A 14,528-nucleotide genomic window follows, 5' to 3' on the forward strand; every position below is an offset into this window, starting at 1 on the left:
GAACCGTCGGAGTCCGATCCGGCATTGCGGTGTCGCCGATCCGTCGCGGCGCGTCCCGCGTCAGTGCTCCCGGAACTCCGGCCACTCGGCGCCGGGGGCCATGTGAGCGTGCAGGGCGCCCTTGGCCGCCTCCATCGACGGGTAGGCGCCGAGCTCTTCATCCGCCCCCGCCATCGTGACCACGTATGCGCCGTCGCGCTTGCGGATCGTGCCGGCTACTCCCCCGGCCCCGTAGGCGACCCACAGCGCCGAGTGATTCTCGGTCGTGCTCATCCCGAACTCCTTCCGACACCTGCACGGTACGCCCCGCGGCACGGCTTGGCCACCGTGGGGACGCGCCGAACGGGGGCAGTAGCCTGGAGAGGACCCCCCGTAGCTCAGTGGATAGAGCAGGAGCCTTCTAATCTCTTGGTCGGGCGTTCGAATCGCCCCGGGGGGACAGAGCTCGCATGTCCGAGCCCGTCGTTAGGATGGAGTCATGGTGGGGGCTTCTGAGAACGACCGGCTCGTCTGGATCGACTGCGAGATGACGGGTCTCGACCTCGCCGTCGATGAACTGGTCGAGATCGCGATCGTCATCACCGACTTCGAGTTGCGTGCTGTCGATCCGGGCTTCCAGATCGTCATCAAGCCCGACGCATCCGCGCTGGCGAACATGAACGACTTCGTCACGAAGATGCACGAGTCGTCGGGTCTGCTCGCGGAGCTGCCCTCCGGCGTGAGCCTGGCGCAGGCGGAGCACGAGGCACTGGAGTACATCCAGCGATTCGTCCCGGTCCAGGGCAAGGCGCCGCTGGCCGGCAACACGATCGGCACCGATCGCATGTTCCTGGCCAAATACATGCCGCAGGTCGACCGGTGGCTGCACTACCGCAACGTCGACGTCTCCAGCATCAAGGAGCTGTCCCGTCGCTGGTATCCGCGTGCCTACTTCCAGGCTCCCGCGAAGGAGGGGGGCCATCGGGCGCTCGCCGACATTCGCGAATCCATCCGCGAGTTGGCGTACTACCGTGACGCGGTCTTCGTGCCCGAGCCGGGACCGACGAGCGATGAGGCACGCGCCGCCGCGGAGTCGGCCGTGTCGTCATTCGCCTCGGAGATGTGAGAGAATCGAGAGGTTGCCCGCTGAGGCGGGAGACATGGTGGGTATAGCTCAGTTGGTAGAGCACCTGGTTGTGGTCCAGGGGGCCGCGGGTTCAAGTCCCGTTACTCACCCCAAGACGTGCCGGAAGGCACCGTGATCGAGATGGATGCCGCGGAATTCGAGCGGCTGGTCGTCGATGAACTCGATCTGCTGCCCGATGACATGGTGGCCGGGTTGGACAACGTCGTGTTCGTCGTCGAGGACCGTCCGGAGGACGGCAGCCTCGACCTGTTCGGGCTGTACGACGGCCTCGCCCTCACCGAGCGCGACCGGTACGGCATGGGAGAGCTGCCTGACCGCATCATCGTGTACCGGGAGCCGCACCTGAACGCCTGCGAGACGCTCGACGCGCTGCACGACGAGGTGCACACGACGCTCGTCCACGAGATCGCCCACTTCTACGGGATCGACGACGATCGCCTGCACGAGCTGGGGTGGGGCTGATGAGCATCGCGCTGCCCGACATCGACGAAGCCACCCGCCGCGAACAGCGGCCGGCGGCTGACCGCCCCTGGCAGACGGTGGTGTGGAACGACCCCGTCAACCTCATGAGCTACGTGGTGCACGTCTTCCGGGAGTACTTCGGACACTCCCCCGAGGTCGCGACCCGGCTCATGCTCACTGTGCATCACGAGGGTAAGGCCGTCGTGGCCGAGGGCGCACGGGAGCAGATGGAGCTGCACACGCAGGCCATGCACGACTACGGCCTGTGGGCGACCGTGCAGCAGGCGCCCACATGACCGGCGCACCGCGCGTGACACTCGAGCTCACGATGATCGAAGGCGCCCACCTGGCCGACCTCGTCTCCCAGCTGCTCGAGCTGCTCGACGATGGGTTCGCCCACTCCGGCGACCTCGACGACCCGGCGCTGGCGCGGCTCGTGCCCGATGCGTACCGAGACGATCCGGATGCCGCGCGCGAGTTCCGCGAGCTGACGGCATCCGATCTGCTCGGCCGCCGACGAGACGACGCCCGGGCGGTCCTGCAGCACCTCTCCTCCGCCGGGGTGCCTCTCGACACCGACGGAGTCTCCCCCGGAGCCCTGACCGACACGGTCGGGCTGCCGCTGTCGGCGGACGGCGTGCGCGCATGGCTGCGCATCCTGAACGCGCTGCGTCTCGTGCTGGCATCCCGCCTGGGCATCGACGTCGTGGACGACCACGATGCCGACGACCCGCGCTACGCGATCTACGACTGGCTCGGGTACCGCCTCGACGTTCTCGTCACCTCGCTCGCCGACTGACGCGACACATCCCCACGGCTGTCGCCGGTCACGGGATGTCGAACACCAGCGACGCCCGCGCCTGCGGGTCGTGCCGGGCGATGTGCCGCTCCTCCTGCTCCGCCCAGCGCACCCAGTGCGGCCGGTAGGTATCACCGTCGCGGGCCAGCGCCCGGGCTTGCCGTGACGCCGTGGGCGACGTCATCCACACGCGCACATCCGCGAGCCGTGCCGTCTCCGGGGTGAGAGCGCCCGAGCCTTCGACGATCAGCGGAAGTGACGGATCGACGGCGTGCGCCTCCGCGCGTTCGTCCGTCTCCCAATCCCAGCGCTGCCAGACGCCGACCAGGCCGCGGGCGTGCGGCCGGAGAATCTGGTCGCGCGCATACTGCGCTCCTTCCAGCAGTCCATCCCACCCGGGGTAGAGGGAGTCCAGTGCGACCAACTGCACCCTGCCGCGCAGCGGCCACCGCGCGACCAGCTCACGGGCCAGCGTCGACTTGCCCGCCCCGCTGCGGCCGTCGATGAGCACGACCGGATTGGGAGCGCCGACGGCACGAACCGCGGCGACCAGGCGCGTCGCCGCCGCCTCCAGCGCAGGGGAAAGCGGAACCCGACTACTTCTTGAGCGCGCGGATGACACGGCTGAGGGCGCGCCCGGCGACCCACACGAACGGGATCGCGACCGCGAGGAAGGACACCACGTTCGGTTCGAATCGCAGGTCGTCGCCCTTGCGCACGTAGGCACCCAGCGGCACCGCGTAGCCACCGCCGCCGCCACCGCCGTTGCCGTCGACATCCGCCCCGCCGCCGAACCCGCTCCACGCGAGCGCGACGGGGACGAGCGTGATGCCGTCCAGTTCCTGCTTCTCGCCATAGGCGCTGGAGACGCCGAACGATGCGGACTGCTTGCCGAGGTCCAGTGCGATGTTGGCCATGCCCCCACCGTAGCGTCACGGACTCGTTCGGCCCAGAGGTTGTGGCCAGGTCAGTGATCGTGCGATCGCGGAGGCCGGGGATTGGTCGGGAGGGCGCCGACGTCGCGCGTGCCACCCAGCAGTGTCGCCCGCGTGACAGCGGCGCGACCGAACCGCTCGCGCGCACCGTCCAGCGCCTCCTCGACGCGGCGCCAGTCCTCATCGTCGTCCCACAGCGCGGGCGGCCCTCCGCCGGCCGGACGCAGGTTCTCGGCGCGCACGCCGATGAGCCGAACCGGCATGCGCAAGTCGATCTGCGCGAACAGATCCCACGCGGCGTCTCCGATGCGCTGGCTCACCGCGGTCGGCTCGGGAAGCGTCTGCGAGCGGGAGAGCGTCGTGAAGTCCGCGAACCGCAGCTTCAGCGCGATCGTGTGCGCCTCCCAGCCGTTCGCCCGCAGGCGCGCTCCCACGCGGTCGGCCAGGCGTCGCAGTTCGGTGCGGAGCACCGCGGGATCGGCGATGTCATCGTGGAACGTCTCCTCGTGACCGACGCTCTTCTCGATCCGCTCGGTCTGCACCTCCCGGGCGTCGATGCCGCGCGCCAGATGCCACACCCGCTCGCCCATCGCCTTGCCCAGCGCGCGATCGAGCACGCCGGGCGGGGTGGCGAGGATATCGGCGACGGTGTGGATGCCACGACCCTCCAGCGCAGCCGCCGCCTTCGGGCCCACGCCCCAGAGCGCGCCCACGGGGCGCGCAGCGAGGAACGCCTGGGTCTGGTCGGCCCGAACGATGAGCAGACCGTCGGGCTTCGAGATCGTCGACGCCATCTTCGCGACGTGCTTCGTCGCGGCGACTCCGACGCTGCAGGTGAGGCCGGTCTCGGCCAGCACGCGGGAGCGCAGCATGCGGGCGATCTCGGCCGGGCTCCCCCAGAGCCGGCGGGCGCCGTGCACGTCGAGGAACGCCTCGTCGATGGACAGCGGCTCCACCAGCGGCGTGACGGAATGGAAGATGCCCATCACCTGGCGCGACAGCGCGAGGTAGCGGTCGAAGTGCGGCGGCACGACGATCGCCTGCGGGCACAGGCGCAGCGCCTGACCGACGGGCATGGCGCTGCGCACCCCGAAACGGCGCGCCTCGTAGGACGCGCTGGAGACGACCCCCCGGCCCTCGGCGCCGCCGATGATGATCGGCCGCCCCTTCAGCGCCGGGTTGTCGAGCACCTCGACGGCGGCGTAGAAGGCATCCATGTCGACGTGGAGGATGCGCGTGCCGGTGTCGTCGGCGTCGTCGGGTGAGACGATGCGTCCCGTCCCGTCTCCACGTCCCATTCCTCTATTGTCCCTGCATCCGCCGACACACCGCCGAGTGGGCGCCCGTCACCGGGATGCCCACTCGGTGGCGCGCAGGCTCACTCCGCAGCGCGGGCGAGGATGAGTTCGCGCACGCGTGCGGCGTCGGCCTGGCCCTTCATCGCCTTCATGACCGCGCCGATCACGGCGCCGGCCGCCTGCACCTTGCCGTCGCGGATCTTCGCCAGCACGTCCGGCTGGGATGCCAGGGCCTCATCGATCGCAGCGATCAGCGCCCCGTCGTCCGAGACGACGGCGAGCCCACGGGCATCGACGACCTCCTGCGGCGTGCCTTCGCCGGCGATGACGCCCTCGAGCACCTGGCGCGCGAGCTTGTCCGTGAGCGTGCCGGCATCCACGAGCGCCTGCACGGCGGCCACGTGCGCGGGCGACACCAGCTCGCTGGGCTCCCGGCCCGCGGCGTTGGCGATGCGGGTGATCTCACCCGTCCACCACTTGCGGGCCGCCGCCGGCGACGCGCCCGCGGCGACGGTCGCCTCGACCTCGGCGAGCAGACCGCCGTTGGCGACGTCCTGGAACTCCAGGTCGGTGAAGCCCCAGTCGGCCTTCAGCCGGCGTCGACGGGCGGCCGGGGGCTCCGGCAGCGCCGCGCGCAGCTCTTCGATCAGCTCGGCGGACGGCACGACGGGAAGCAGGTCGGGTTCCGGGAAGTACCGGTAGTCGTCGGCGTCGGACTTGGGGCGCCCGGGCGACGTCGTGCCGGTGTCCTCGTGCCAGTGACGCGTCTCCTGGATGATCGTGCCGCCGTCGGCGAGGATCGCCGCCTGCCGCTGGATCTCGTACCGCACGGCACGCTCGACCGAGCGCATCGAGTTGACGTTCTTCGTCTCGGTGCGCGTGCCCAGGGGCGGCGTCGGCTCGCCGGGCGCGACGCGCGGCCGCAGCGACACATTCGCGTCGCAGCGGAGGTTGCCGCGCTCCATCTTCGCCTCGGAGATCCCGAGACCCCGCACGATGTCGCGGATCGTCGCGATGTAGGCCTTCGCGATCTCGGGCGCACGGTGGCCGGCGCCGATGATCGGCTTGGTGACGATCTCCACGAGCGGCACGCCGGCGCGGTTGTAGTCCACCAGCGAGTACTCCGCGCCCTGGATGCGGCCGGTCGAGCCACCCATGTGGGTGAGCTTTCCGGCATCCTCCTCCATGTGCGCGCGCTCGATCGGGACGGTGACGATCTCGCCGTCGGAGAGCTCGATCTCGACCTCGCCCTCGAACGCGATCGGCTCGTCGTACTGCGAGATCTGGTAGTTCTTGCCGAGGTCGGGGTAGAAGTAGTTCTTGCGGGCGAACCGGCTGGACGGCGCGATCGAGCAGCCGAGCGCCAGGCCCAGGCTGATCGACGACCGCACGGCCTGCGCGTTGACGACCGGCATCGACCCGGGAAGACCCATGTCGACGGGGGCCACCAGGGTGTTCGGGCCGGCGGCGTGGTTCTTCTCGTTGGCGGGGTTGGCCGCCGAGGAGAACATCTTCGTCTCGGTGTTGAGCTCGACGTGCACCTCGAAGCCGAGCACGGGCTCGAACAGTTCGAGGGCCTTGTCGAAGTCCATGAGCTTTGCCTTGGCCATCAGCGGTTCCCTCCCAGGATCGGTGCACGGTCCAGCAGCGGGCCGCCCCAGCGGTCGACGAGCACGGCCTCGACCGCGGCGCCGACCCGGTAAAGGCGGGCATCCTCGCGGACAGGGGCCAGGAACTGGATGCCGACAGGCAGTCCGTCCTCGGCGGCGAGCCCGGACGGTACCGAGATGCCGGGGACGCCGGCGAGGTTGGCGGGGATCGTGGTGACGTCGTTGAGATACATCTGCAGCGGGTCGTCGATCTTCTCCCCGAGGCGGAACGCGGTCGTCGGCGCGGAGGGCGTGGCGATGACGTCGACCTGGGCGAAGGCCTGGTCGAAGTCCTGCTGGATGAGGGTGCGCACCTTCTGCGCCGAGCCGTAGTAGGCGTCGTAGTACCCGGCCGACAGCGCGTAGGTGCCGAGGATCACACGTCGCTTGACCTCGGGGCCGAAGCCGGCGTCACGCGTGGCGGCCATGACGTCTTCGACGGTGCCGCCGGGGACGTCCACCCGCATCCCGAAGCGCACGGAGTCGAACTTCGCCAGGTTGCTGGATGCCTCGGCCGGAAGGATCAGGTAGTAGGCCGCAACCCCGTACTCGAAGTGGGGTGCGCTGATCTCGACGATCTCGACGCCCTGCGCCTCCATCGCCGCGAGTGCCTCACGGAACGACGCCGAGACCCCGGCCTGGAAGCCGCTGTCCGGGAGTTCGGTGATGACGCCGACGCGCAGCCCCTTGAGCACATCGCCGCGGGCGCCCTCTCTGGCAGCCTCGGCGAACGAGGGCCAGCGGTCGGTGAGCGAGGTCGCGTCGTGCGGGTCGTGCCCGCCGATGACGTCGTGCAGCAGCGCCGAGTCGAGCACGGTGCGGGATACGGGACCGACCTGATCGAGGCTGGATGCCAGGGCGATCGCGCCGTACCGGCTCACCCCGCCGTACGTGGGCTTCATGCCCACCGTGCCGGTGACGTGCGCGGGCTGGCGGATGGATCCGCCGGTGTCCGAGCCGAGCGCGATCGGCGCCTCGAACGCGGCGACCGCCGCGGCCGAGCCGCCACCGGAGCCGCCGGGGATGCGGTCGAGGTCCCACGGGTTGTGGGTTGCGCCGTAGGCGGAGTGCTCGGTGGAGGAGCCCATCGCGAACTCGTCCATGTTGGTCTTGCCCAGCGGCACGAGGCCGGCGGCGCGCGAGCGGGCGACGACCGTGGCGTCGTAGGGCGACATGAAGCCCTCGAGGATCTTCGACCCGCTGGTGGAGGGCATGTCGGTGGTGACGAGCACGTCCTTGATCGCCAGCGGCACGCCGGCGAGCGCGCCGAGCTGCTCGCCCGCGGCACGGCGGCGGTCGATGTCGGCGGCGACGTCGAGCGCGTGGTCGCTGACGTGGAGGAACGCGTGCACATCCCCGTCGACGGCGGCGATGCGGTCGAGGTGGGCCTGCGTCGCTTCGACGCTGGAGACCTCTCCGGCACCCAGCGCAGAGGCGAGGTCGGCGGCGGTCAGGCGGGTGAGATCGGTCACTGCTCTTCTCCCAGGATCGCGGTCACGCGGAAGCGCCCGTCGGCGGCGTCGGGTGCGTTCTGCAGCACCTGGTCGACGGTGAGCATGTCGCCCGGGACGTCGGGGCGGAACACGTTCTGCAGCGGAACGGGGTGACTCGTCGCGGGGACATCGGCGGTGGCGACCTGCGACACCTTCGCGATGTTGTCGACGATCACGTCGAGCTGGCCGGTGAGCTGCTCGACCTCCTCGTCGCTGAGCTGGATCCGGGCGAGCACACCGAGGTGGCGGACGAGATCGGGGGTGATTTCTGACACCCCGCAAGTCTAGTTGCGCCGTCCGGGTGAACCGTGCGGGTGACGGGAGCACACCCGGCTGCGCCGTAGGCTGAGCGGGTGATCGATGTCGACCCGCCCCGCCCCTGGATTCGCAGCTACGCCGAGGGCGTGACCGCTGAACTGCCACCGCTCACGGGTTCTCTCGTGGATCTGGTGGCCGCCTCCGCGCGCGACTTCCCCGATGCCCCGGCGCTGGAGTTCTTCGGCCGGGAGACGACGTACCGCGCCCTGCAGGACCAGATCGATCGGGCCGCCGCAGCGCTGCACGCGCGAGGCGTGCGCGCCGGCGACCCCGTCGCCATCGTGCTGCCGAACTGCCCTCAGCACATCGTCGCGTTCTACGCCGTGCTCCGCCTCGGCGCGGTCGTCGTGGAGCACAACCCGCTCTACACCGCGCGTGAGCTGCGCAAGCAGTTCGAAGATCACGGGGCCCGCCACGCAATCGCGTGGAGCAAGGTCGTCGCGACACTGCAGGACTTCCCCGACGACCTCCCCGTTCCCGACATCATCTCGGTGGACATCACCACCGCCCTGCCGGCCACCAAGCAGATCGCGCTGCGTCTGCCGGTGGCGAAGGCCCGCAACTCGCGCCGCGCCCTCACCGAGCCTGTCGTCGACGCCACCCCGTGGCAGCAGATCGTCGCGCACGAGCCGCTCCCGGCATCCCACCCCGGCCCCGGCACCGACGACCTGGCGATCATCCAGTACACCAGCGGCACGACGGGCAGCCCGAAGGGCGCTGCGCTCACGCACCGCAACCTGCTCGCCAACGCCGTGCAGGCGCGCTCATGGGTGCCCCACCTCGAGCGCGGCAAGGGCTGCGTCTTCTACGCGGTGCTGCCGATGTTCCACGCCTACGGACTGACGCTGTGCGTCACCTTCGCGATGTCGATGGGCGCCCGGCTGGTGCTCTTCCCGAAGTTCGACCCCGACCTCGTGCTGGCGGTGGTCAAGAAGCGCCCTGCCACCGTCTTCCCGCTGGTGCCGCCCATCGCCGACCGCCTGCTGGCGGCTGCGCGCGAGCGCGGTGTCTCGCTCCAGGGCATCCAGATCGCCATCTCCGGCGCGATGGCGCTGCCCCACGAACTGGTGGTGCCCTTCGAGGAGGCCACCGGCGGCTATCTCGTGGAGGGCTACGGGCTGTCCGAGTGCTCTCCCGTGCTGATGGTGAACCCCATCGCCGCGAACCGCGAGCCGGGTACCGTGGGGCTCCCCCTCCCCGGCACGGAATGCCGCGTCGTCGATCCCGACGAGCCGACCGTCGATGTCGCCCCGGGCGAACGTGGCGAACTGGTCGTGCGCGGCCCCCAGGTGTTCAGCGGCTACTACGGGCACCCGGAGGAGACCGAGCGCGCGTTCGCGGACGGCTGGTTCCGCACCGGTGACATCGTGACCATCGACGAGGGCGGCTTCGTGCGCATCGTCGACCGCATCAAGGAGCTGATCATCACGGGCGGCTTCAACGTGGCGCCCACCGAGGTCGAGATCGCCCTGCGCCAGCACCCGCAGGTGCTGGATGCCGCTGTCGTCGGCCTTCACAGCCCCCACTCCGGCGAGGAGGTCGCGGCCGCGATCGTGGTCGACGGCGCCACGGACGTCGACGTCGACGCGGTGCGCGAGTTCGTGCGTGGCATTCTCACGCCGTACAAGGTGCCCCGGCGCATCTTCGTCGTGGACGAACTGCCGCGCTCGATGCTCGGCAAGGTGCTGCGACGTCAGGTGCGCGAATCGTTGGAGAAGCTCATCGCGCACGAGTGAGCGCAGCCGCCGTGCGGCGAAGCCCGGGTCAGGCGTTCCGCGTCGGCGGCACCCTCATTCCGCGGCGGGCGGCGGCCCCAGCGCGTCCGGTCCCTGCTCGACGAGGATCTTGAACTGCGCCGCATCGATGATGCGCACGCCGAGCTGCTCGGCCTTGGCGAGCTTCGACCCCGCCCCGGGTCCCGCAGCGACGAAGTCGGTCTTCTTCGACACACTGGATGCCGCCTTGCCGCCGGCGGCCATGATCGCCTCCTGCGCCCCCTCGCGGGAGTAGCCCTCGAGCGATCCGGTGGCCACGACCGTGACGCCCTCGAGCACCCCGCCGGAGGATGCCGCGGCACCGGGGCCCGGGTGACCGGGCGTGGCCAGCTGGGCACCGGCCGCTTCCCAGCGCTCGACGATCTCGCGATGCCAGTCGACGGCGAACCAGTCGACGAGAGAGTCGGCGATGATGCCGCCCACCCCGTCGACGGCGGCGAGCTCGTCGCGGGAGGCCGCGCGGATCGCGGCGATCGAACCGAACCACTGGGCCAGGGCGCGGGCTGCGACCGGGCCGACGTGGCGGATGTTCAGGGCCACGAGGAACCGCCACAGCTCCTTGGTCTTGGCCTTCTCGAGCTCGTCGAGCAGGGTCAGCGCCTGCGCGGACGGCTGCGGGCCGGTGAGGCCCTGCTTCTTCTCGGCCGCGCTGGGGTTGCGCCGGAAGGGGGCGCGCCGCACCGGCTCGCCCGTGGTGTCGTCGACACGCGGCTCGCCGGTCTCGGCATCGCGTACCATCACCTCGATGGGCACGAGCTGCTCCAGGGTGAGGTCGAACAGTCCCGCCTCGGTCTGCAGCGGGGGCATCTCGGGCACACTGGGTTGGGTCAAGGCGGCAGCGGTCACCTCGCCCAGCGCCTCGATGTCGAGGGCGCCACGCGAGCCGATGTGCTCCACGCGCCCGCGCACCTGCGCCGGGCACGCGCGGGTGTTCGGGCAGCGCAGGTCGATGTCGCCCTCCTTCGCGGGCGCCAGCGGCGTACCGCACTCGGGACAGTCCGCAGGCATGACGAACGCGCGCTCCGAGCCGTCACGCAGCTCCACGACCGGGCCCAGCACCTCGGGGATGACGTCGCCCGCCTTGCGCAGCACCACCGTGTCGCCGATGAGCACGCCCTTCGCCTTGACGACATCCTGATTGTGCAGCGTCGCCTGGCGCACGACGCTCCCCGCCACCTGCGCCGGCGCCATGACCGCGAACGGGGTGGCCCGACCGGTGCGACCCACCGACACCACGATGTCCAGCAGCTTCGTGTTCACCTGCTCCGGCGGGTACTTGTAGGCGATCGCCCAGCGCGGCGCCCGGCTGGTGGCGCCGAGTTCGCCGTGCAGGTCGAGCTCGTCGACCTTCACCACCACGCCGTCGATCTCGTGCTCGACCGCGTGCCGGTGTTCGCCGTACTGCTCGACGAACGAGGTCACCCCAACGACGTCGTCGTACGTGCGGAAGTACGGGCTCGTCGGCAGCCCCCAGTCGGCGAGCAGTGCGTAGACCTCGCTCTGCGTGCTCACCGGCGGGTTCTCCCATGCCCCGATGCCGTGCACGAACAAGCGCAGCGACTGCAGGCGTGCCTGACCCGCCTTGAGCTCCAACCCGCTCTTCTTCTCCAGCTGCTGACGCAGGCCACCGCTAGCGGCGTTACGGGGATTGGCGAAGGCCGGGAACCGGCGCGCGGCGCTGCGCGCGGACTTCTCCTCGTCGACGCCGCGGGCCAGCGCCTCGGCGAGCACACGGTCGCGCAGGCGCGCCTGCAGGGCATTGAGCTCGTCGAACGCGGCGACCGGGATGAACACCTCGCCGCGCACCTCCACCAGCGACGGATGCCCGCTCCCCGACAGCTGCGAGGGGATGCCGGTCACGCGCAGCGCGTTGACGGTGACGTCCTCGCCCACCCGCCCGTCGCCGCGTGTGGCGGCAGAGGTGAGCACCCCGTGCTCGTAGCGCAGGCTGATCGCGAGGCCGTCGATCTTCAGCTCCGTCAGCCACTGCACGCGGCGGCCGGCCGAGGCCTGCGTCTTCATGCACCAGTCGCGCAGCTCCTCGACGCTGAAGACGTTGTCGAGGCTGAGCATGCGCTCGGCGTGCTCGACCGGCGCGAACATCGACGACTGGGCGGCGCCGACGGTCTGCGTCGGCGAATCCTGACCCTGCAGCTCGGGGTGCTCGCGCTCGAGCTGCTCGAGGCGCCGCATCCATCCGTCGTACGTCGCGTCGTCGACGATCTCGGCGTTCTCGCCGTAGTACGCGTCGCGCGCGTTCAGGATGCGCTCGGTGAGATCACCCGCCTCGGCTCGGGCTTCGTCGAGGGGCGCGGGCGTGAAGTCAGCGGCATCCGTCACCCCGCAAGTGTAGGACGAGCCGTCGACGTCACGCCGGGACGGGAGCCGCCGACACCGTCCGATCGATGGTGAACTGCCCGAGCACGCGCGTGCCGACGTACAGCACCGCGGTCTGCCCCGGAGCCACCCCGTCGAACGGGGTCTGCGGGGTCACCGTCAGCAGCCCCCCGGCGATCTCCGCGCGCGCCGGCACCGGGTCGGCGTGTGCGCGGATCTGCACGTCGCAGTCGAACGCGTGCTCGGCGGGCGGGCGACCCGCCCAGGTGAAGCGCTCCCCCGCGATCTGCGCGGTGGCGAGAGCCTCTTTGGGACCCACGACGACGGTGTTGGTGACCGGACGCACCTCGAGGACGAACCGCGGTTTGCCGTCCGGCGCCGGCACGCCCAGCTGCAGGCCGCGCCGCTGCCCCACGGTGAACGCGTGCGCGCCCTCGTGGGTGCCGACGACGGCGCCGCTGCGGTCGAGGATCTCGCCCTTCTCGGCGCCGACGCGCTCGGCCAGCCACCCGCGGGTGTCGCCGTCGGGGATGAAGCAGATGTCGTGGCTGTCGGGCTTCTGCGCGACGGTCAATCCCCGCGCTTCCGCCTCCGCGCGCACGATCGCCTTGGAGGGGGTGGTGCCCAGCGGGAAGTAGGTGTGCGCCAGCTGCTCCGCGGTGAGCACGCCCAGGACGTACGACTGGTCCTTGGCCGCGTCCGAGGCACGGTGCAGCTCCAGGCCGTCCTCTCCCTCGACGAGGGTGGCGTAGTGGCCCGTGCAGACGGCGTCGAAGCCGAGCTCCAGCGCGCGCTCGAGCAGCGCGGCGAACTTGATCTTCTCGTTGCAGCGCATGCAGGGGTTCGGGGTGCGACCGGCCTGGTACTCGGCGATGAAGTCGGCCACCACGTCGTCGCGGAAGCGCTCCGAGAAGTCCCAGACGTAGAACGGGATGCCGAGGCGATCGGCCGCGCGCCGGGCGTCGAGGGCGTCCTCCACGGTGCAGCAGCCGCGGCTGCCCGCCCGCAGTGTGCCTCCGGCCCTGGAGAGCGCCAGATGCACGCCGACCACGTCGTGTCCCGCCTCGACCGCGCGTGCCGCGGCCACGGCGGAATCGACGCCGCCACTCATCGCCGCAAGAATCCGCATCCTTCCAGTCTACGAGCGCGCCCGCGCCCTGGCATCGGCCGCGGCGGCCCGGGCATGCGCCTCGGGCAGCGCCGCCAGCAGCGCGCCGACATCGGCGGCGGTGCTCGTGCGTCCCAGGGTGATGCGCAGCACGCTGCGCGCCTCGGCCTCGGTGCGCCCGAGCGCCAGCACGACGTGGGAGGGTTCGGGCACCCCCGCCTGGCAGGCCGACCCGGTCGACACGGCGATGCCCTGCTGATCGAGCAGGAACAGCAGGGTCTCCCCCGCGACCCCGGGGAAGAGCATGTGGGCGTTGCCGGGAAGCCGCCGCTGCGGGTCGCCGAGCAGCTCGGCGTCGGGCACGACGGAGCGGATGCCGGCGACGAGCCGGTCGCGCAGGGCCGCGAGCCGCGCCGCCTCGGCCTCCCGCTCGGCCAGCGCGCTCTCGGCGGCCACGGCGAACGCGGCGGCACCCGCGGCATCCTGCGTGCCGGAACGCAGCCCGCGCTGCTGCCCGCCGCCGTGCAGCAGCGCAGCCGGCGCGGCGTGCCGGGACACCACGAGCGCCCCCACCCCGACGGGGCCGCCGAGCTTGTGGGCCGAGACACTGAGGGCGCAGAGCCCGGCCGCCGCCGGGGCATCCCCGCGCCAGCGCGCGAAGTGCACCGGGAGGTGACCGAATGCGCCCACCGCGTCGAGATGCAGCGGCACGCCTGCGGCGGCCGTGGCTGCGGCGAGCGCTGCGACGTCGTTGACGGTGCCGATCTCGTTGTTGGCCACCAGCGCCGTGGCCACCGCGGCGTCCTCCAGCGCGGCGGCGAAGGCGACGACGTCGATGGCACCGTCCGGCCGCAGCGGCACAGACCGCACCGGCGCGCCCTCGTGCGCGTGCAGCCAGCCGACGGTGTCGAGGGTGGCGTGGTGCTCTCCGTCCGGCAGGACGATCGCGTCGACGCCCGATGTCCGCGCCCACCACAATCCCTTCAGCGCCAGGTTCACCGACTCGGTGCCCCCCGAGGTGAAAACGATCTCGATGGGGTCCGCGTTCAGGGCTGCCGCGAGGCGCTCACGGGCATCCTCGAGCACCCGGCGCGCGGCCTGCCCGCCACCGTGGATCGACGACGGATTGCCGAGCGTCTCGGTCGCCTGCAGCCACGCCTCGCGGGCCTCGGGGCGCAGCGGAGTGGTGGCCGCATGATCGAGGTAGACGCTCACCCCTCCACTCTCG

The 14,528-nt window shown here is 71.2% G+C and carries 15 protein-coding genes and 2 tRNA genes; 7 read left to right on the forward strand and 10 right to left on the reverse strand.

Annotated elements, in window-relative coordinates:
• Positions 1-60: 60 nt before the first annotated feature.
• Positions 61-273, reverse strand: a complete 213-nt coding sequence (locus QNO26_RS08400; protein ID WP_257530572.1) for a methyltransferase — start codon at positions 271-273, stop codon at positions 61-63.
• Positions 274-366: 93 nt separating this feature from the next.
• Between QNO26_RS08400 and QNO26_RS08405 the strand changes: the two genes are divergently transcribed.
• The 6 genes from QNO26_RS08405 (at position 367) to QNO26_RS08430 (ending at position 2,387) form a co-directional block, all read left to right on the forward strand.
• A tRNA-Arg gene (locus tag QNO26_RS08405) sits at positions 367-439 on the forward strand.
• A 39-nt stretch (positions 440-478) separates the two neighbouring features.
• The gene (gene orn / locus QNO26_RS08410; protein ID WP_257530570.1) at positions 479-1,105 is read left to right on the forward strand and encodes an oligoribonuclease; all 627 of its coding nucleotides are present in this window, start codon (positions 479-481) and stop codon (positions 1,103-1,105) included.
• 37 nt (positions 1,106-1,142) lie between these two features.
• A tRNA-His gene (locus QNO26_RS08415) sits at positions 1,143-1,218 on the forward strand.
• Positions 1,219-1,222: 4 nt separating this feature from the next.
• On the forward strand, positions 1,223-1,588 hold the full coding sequence (locus tag QNO26_RS08420) for a metallopeptidase family protein (RefSeq protein ID WP_257530568.1): 366 nt from the start codon (positions 1,223-1,225) through the stop codon (positions 1,586-1,588).
• Positions 1,588-1,884, forward strand: coding sequence for an ATP-dependent Clp protease adapter ClpS (gene clpS / locus QNO26_RS08425; RefSeq protein ID WP_257638423.1), 297 nt, complete (start codon positions 1,588-1,590; stop codon positions 1,882-1,884). The genes QNO26_RS08420 and clpS overlap by 1 nt, the downstream gene beginning before the upstream one ends.
• Positions 1,881-2,387 carry a DUF2017 domain-containing protein gene (locus tag QNO26_RS08430; RefSeq protein WP_257638424.1) on the forward strand — a complete coding sequence of 169 codons (507 nt, stop codon included), beginning with the start codon at positions 1,881-1,883 and terminating at the stop codon, positions 2,385-2,387. The genes clpS and QNO26_RS08430 overlap by 4 nt, the downstream gene beginning before the upstream one ends.
• A 28-nt stretch (positions 2,388-2,415) precedes the next feature.
• On the opposite strand, the gene QNO26_RS08435 is transcribed toward QNO26_RS08430, so the two are convergent.
• The 6 genes from QNO26_RS08435 to gatC form a co-directional block, all read right to left on the reverse strand.
• Positions 2,416-2,940 (reverse strand): nucleoside/nucleotide kinase family protein, encoded by a 525-nt coding sequence (locus tag QNO26_RS08435; RefSeq protein ID WP_257531704.1) that lies wholly within the window; start codon positions 2,938-2,940, stop codon positions 2,416-2,418.
• Positions 2,941-2,983: 43 nt separating this feature from the next.
• Positions 2,984-3,304 carry a hypothetical protein gene (locus QNO26_RS08440; RefSeq protein ID WP_257530562.1) on the reverse strand — a complete coding sequence of 107 codons (321 nt, stop codon included), beginning with the start codon at positions 3,302-3,304 and terminating at the stop codon, positions 2,984-2,986.
• Positions 3,305-3,354: 50 nt separating this feature from the next.
• Positions 3,355-4,620, reverse strand: coding sequence for a DNA polymerase IV (locus QNO26_RS08445; protein ID WP_257638425.1), 1,266 nt, complete (start codon positions 4,618-4,620; stop codon positions 3,355-3,357).
• 80 nt (positions 4,621-4,700) lie between these two features.
• Positions 4,701-6,230: an Asp-tRNA(Asn)/Glu-tRNA(Gln) amidotransferase subunit GatB gene (gene gatB, locus QNO26_RS08450; protein WP_257638426.1), complete on the reverse strand. Its 1,530-nt coding sequence runs from the start codon at positions 6,228-6,230 to the stop codon at positions 4,701-4,703.
• On the reverse strand, positions 6,230-7,741 hold the full coding sequence (gene gatA, locus QNO26_RS08455) for an Asp-tRNA(Asn)/Glu-tRNA(Gln) amidotransferase subunit GatA (protein ID WP_257638427.1): 1,512 nt from the start codon (positions 7,739-7,741) through the stop codon (positions 6,230-6,232). The genes gatB and gatA overlap by 1 nt, the downstream gene beginning before the upstream one ends.
• On the reverse strand, positions 7,738-8,037 hold the full coding sequence (gene gatC / locus QNO26_RS08460; protein WP_257493326.1) for an Asp-tRNA(Asn)/Glu-tRNA(Gln) amidotransferase subunit GatC: 300 nt from the start codon (positions 8,035-8,037) through the stop codon (positions 7,738-7,740). The genes gatA and gatC overlap by 4 nt, the downstream gene beginning before the upstream one ends.
• Before the next feature lie 78 nt (positions 8,038-8,115).
• Between gatC and QNO26_RS08465 the strand changes: the two genes are divergently transcribed.
• Positions 8,116-9,816 (forward strand): long-chain-fatty-acid--CoA ligase, encoded by a 1,701-nt coding sequence (locus tag QNO26_RS08465; RefSeq protein WP_257530554.1) that lies wholly within the window; start codon positions 8,116-8,118, stop codon positions 9,814-9,816.
• 54 nt (positions 9,817-9,870) lie between these two features.
• Here QNO26_RS08465 and ligA read toward each other — a convergent pair whose 3' ends face one another.
• Genes ligA through QNO26_RS08480 form a run of 3 tightly spaced genes read right to left on the reverse strand, consistent with a single transcriptional unit; the run spans position 9,871 to position 14,515 of the window.
• The gene (gene ligA / locus QNO26_RS08470) at positions 9,871-12,195 is read right to left on the reverse strand and encodes an NAD-dependent DNA ligase LigA (protein WP_257638428.1); all 2,325 of its coding nucleotides are present in this window, start codon (positions 12,193-12,195) and stop codon (positions 9,871-9,873) included.
• A 28-nt stretch (positions 12,196-12,223) separates the two neighbouring features.
• Positions 12,224-13,321, reverse strand: coding sequence for a tRNA 2-thiouridine(34) synthase MnmA (gene mnmA, locus QNO26_RS08475; RefSeq protein ID WP_257638429.1), 1,098 nt, complete (start codon positions 13,319-13,321; stop codon positions 12,224-12,226).
• Between the two features lie 9 nt (positions 13,322-13,330).
• Positions 13,331-14,515 carry a cysteine desulfurase family protein gene (locus tag QNO26_RS08480; protein WP_257638430.1) on the reverse strand — a complete coding sequence of 395 codons (1,185 nt, stop codon included), beginning with the start codon at positions 14,513-14,515 and terminating at the stop codon, positions 13,331-13,333.
• Positions 14,516-14,528 lie beyond the last annotated feature (13 nt).

The sequence above is a fragment of the Microbacterium sp. zg-Y1090 genome, assembly GCF_030246945.1.
In the GTDB taxonomy this organism is placed as follows: Bacteria; Actinomycetota; Actinomycetes; order Actinomycetales; family Microbacteriaceae; genus Microbacterium; species Microbacterium wangruii.

Coding starts and splice junctions, on each gene's coding strand:
- QNO26_RS08400 (WP_257530572.1), bottom strand. CDS start 273: ATGAGCACGACCGAGAATCACTCGGCGCTGTGGGTCGCCTACGGGGCC.
- orn (WP_257530570.1), top strand. CDS start 479: ATGGTGGGGGCTTCTGAGAACGACCGGCTCGTCTGGATCGACTGCGAG.
- clpS (WP_257638423.1), top strand. CDS start 1,588: ATGAGCATCGCGCTGCCCGACATCGACGAAGCCACCCGCCGCGAACAG.
- QNO26_RS08430 (WP_257638424.1), top strand. CDS start 1,881: ATGACCGGCGCACCGCGCGTGACACTCGAGCTCACGATGATCGAAGGC.
- QNO26_RS08440 (WP_257530562.1), bottom strand. CDS start 3,304: ATGGCCAACATCGCACTGGACCTCGGCAAGCAGTCCGCATCGTTCGGC.
- QNO26_RS08445 (WP_257638425.1), bottom strand. CDS start 4,620: ATGGGACGTGGAGACGGGACGGGACGCATCGTCTCACCCGACGACGCC.
- gatB (WP_257638426.1), bottom strand. CDS start 6,230: ATGGCCAAGGCAAAGCTCATGGACTTCGACAAGGCCCTCGAACTGTTC.
- mnmA (WP_257638429.1), bottom strand. CDS start 13,321: ATGCGGATTCTTGCGGCGATGAGTGGCGGCGTCGATTCCGCCGTGGCC.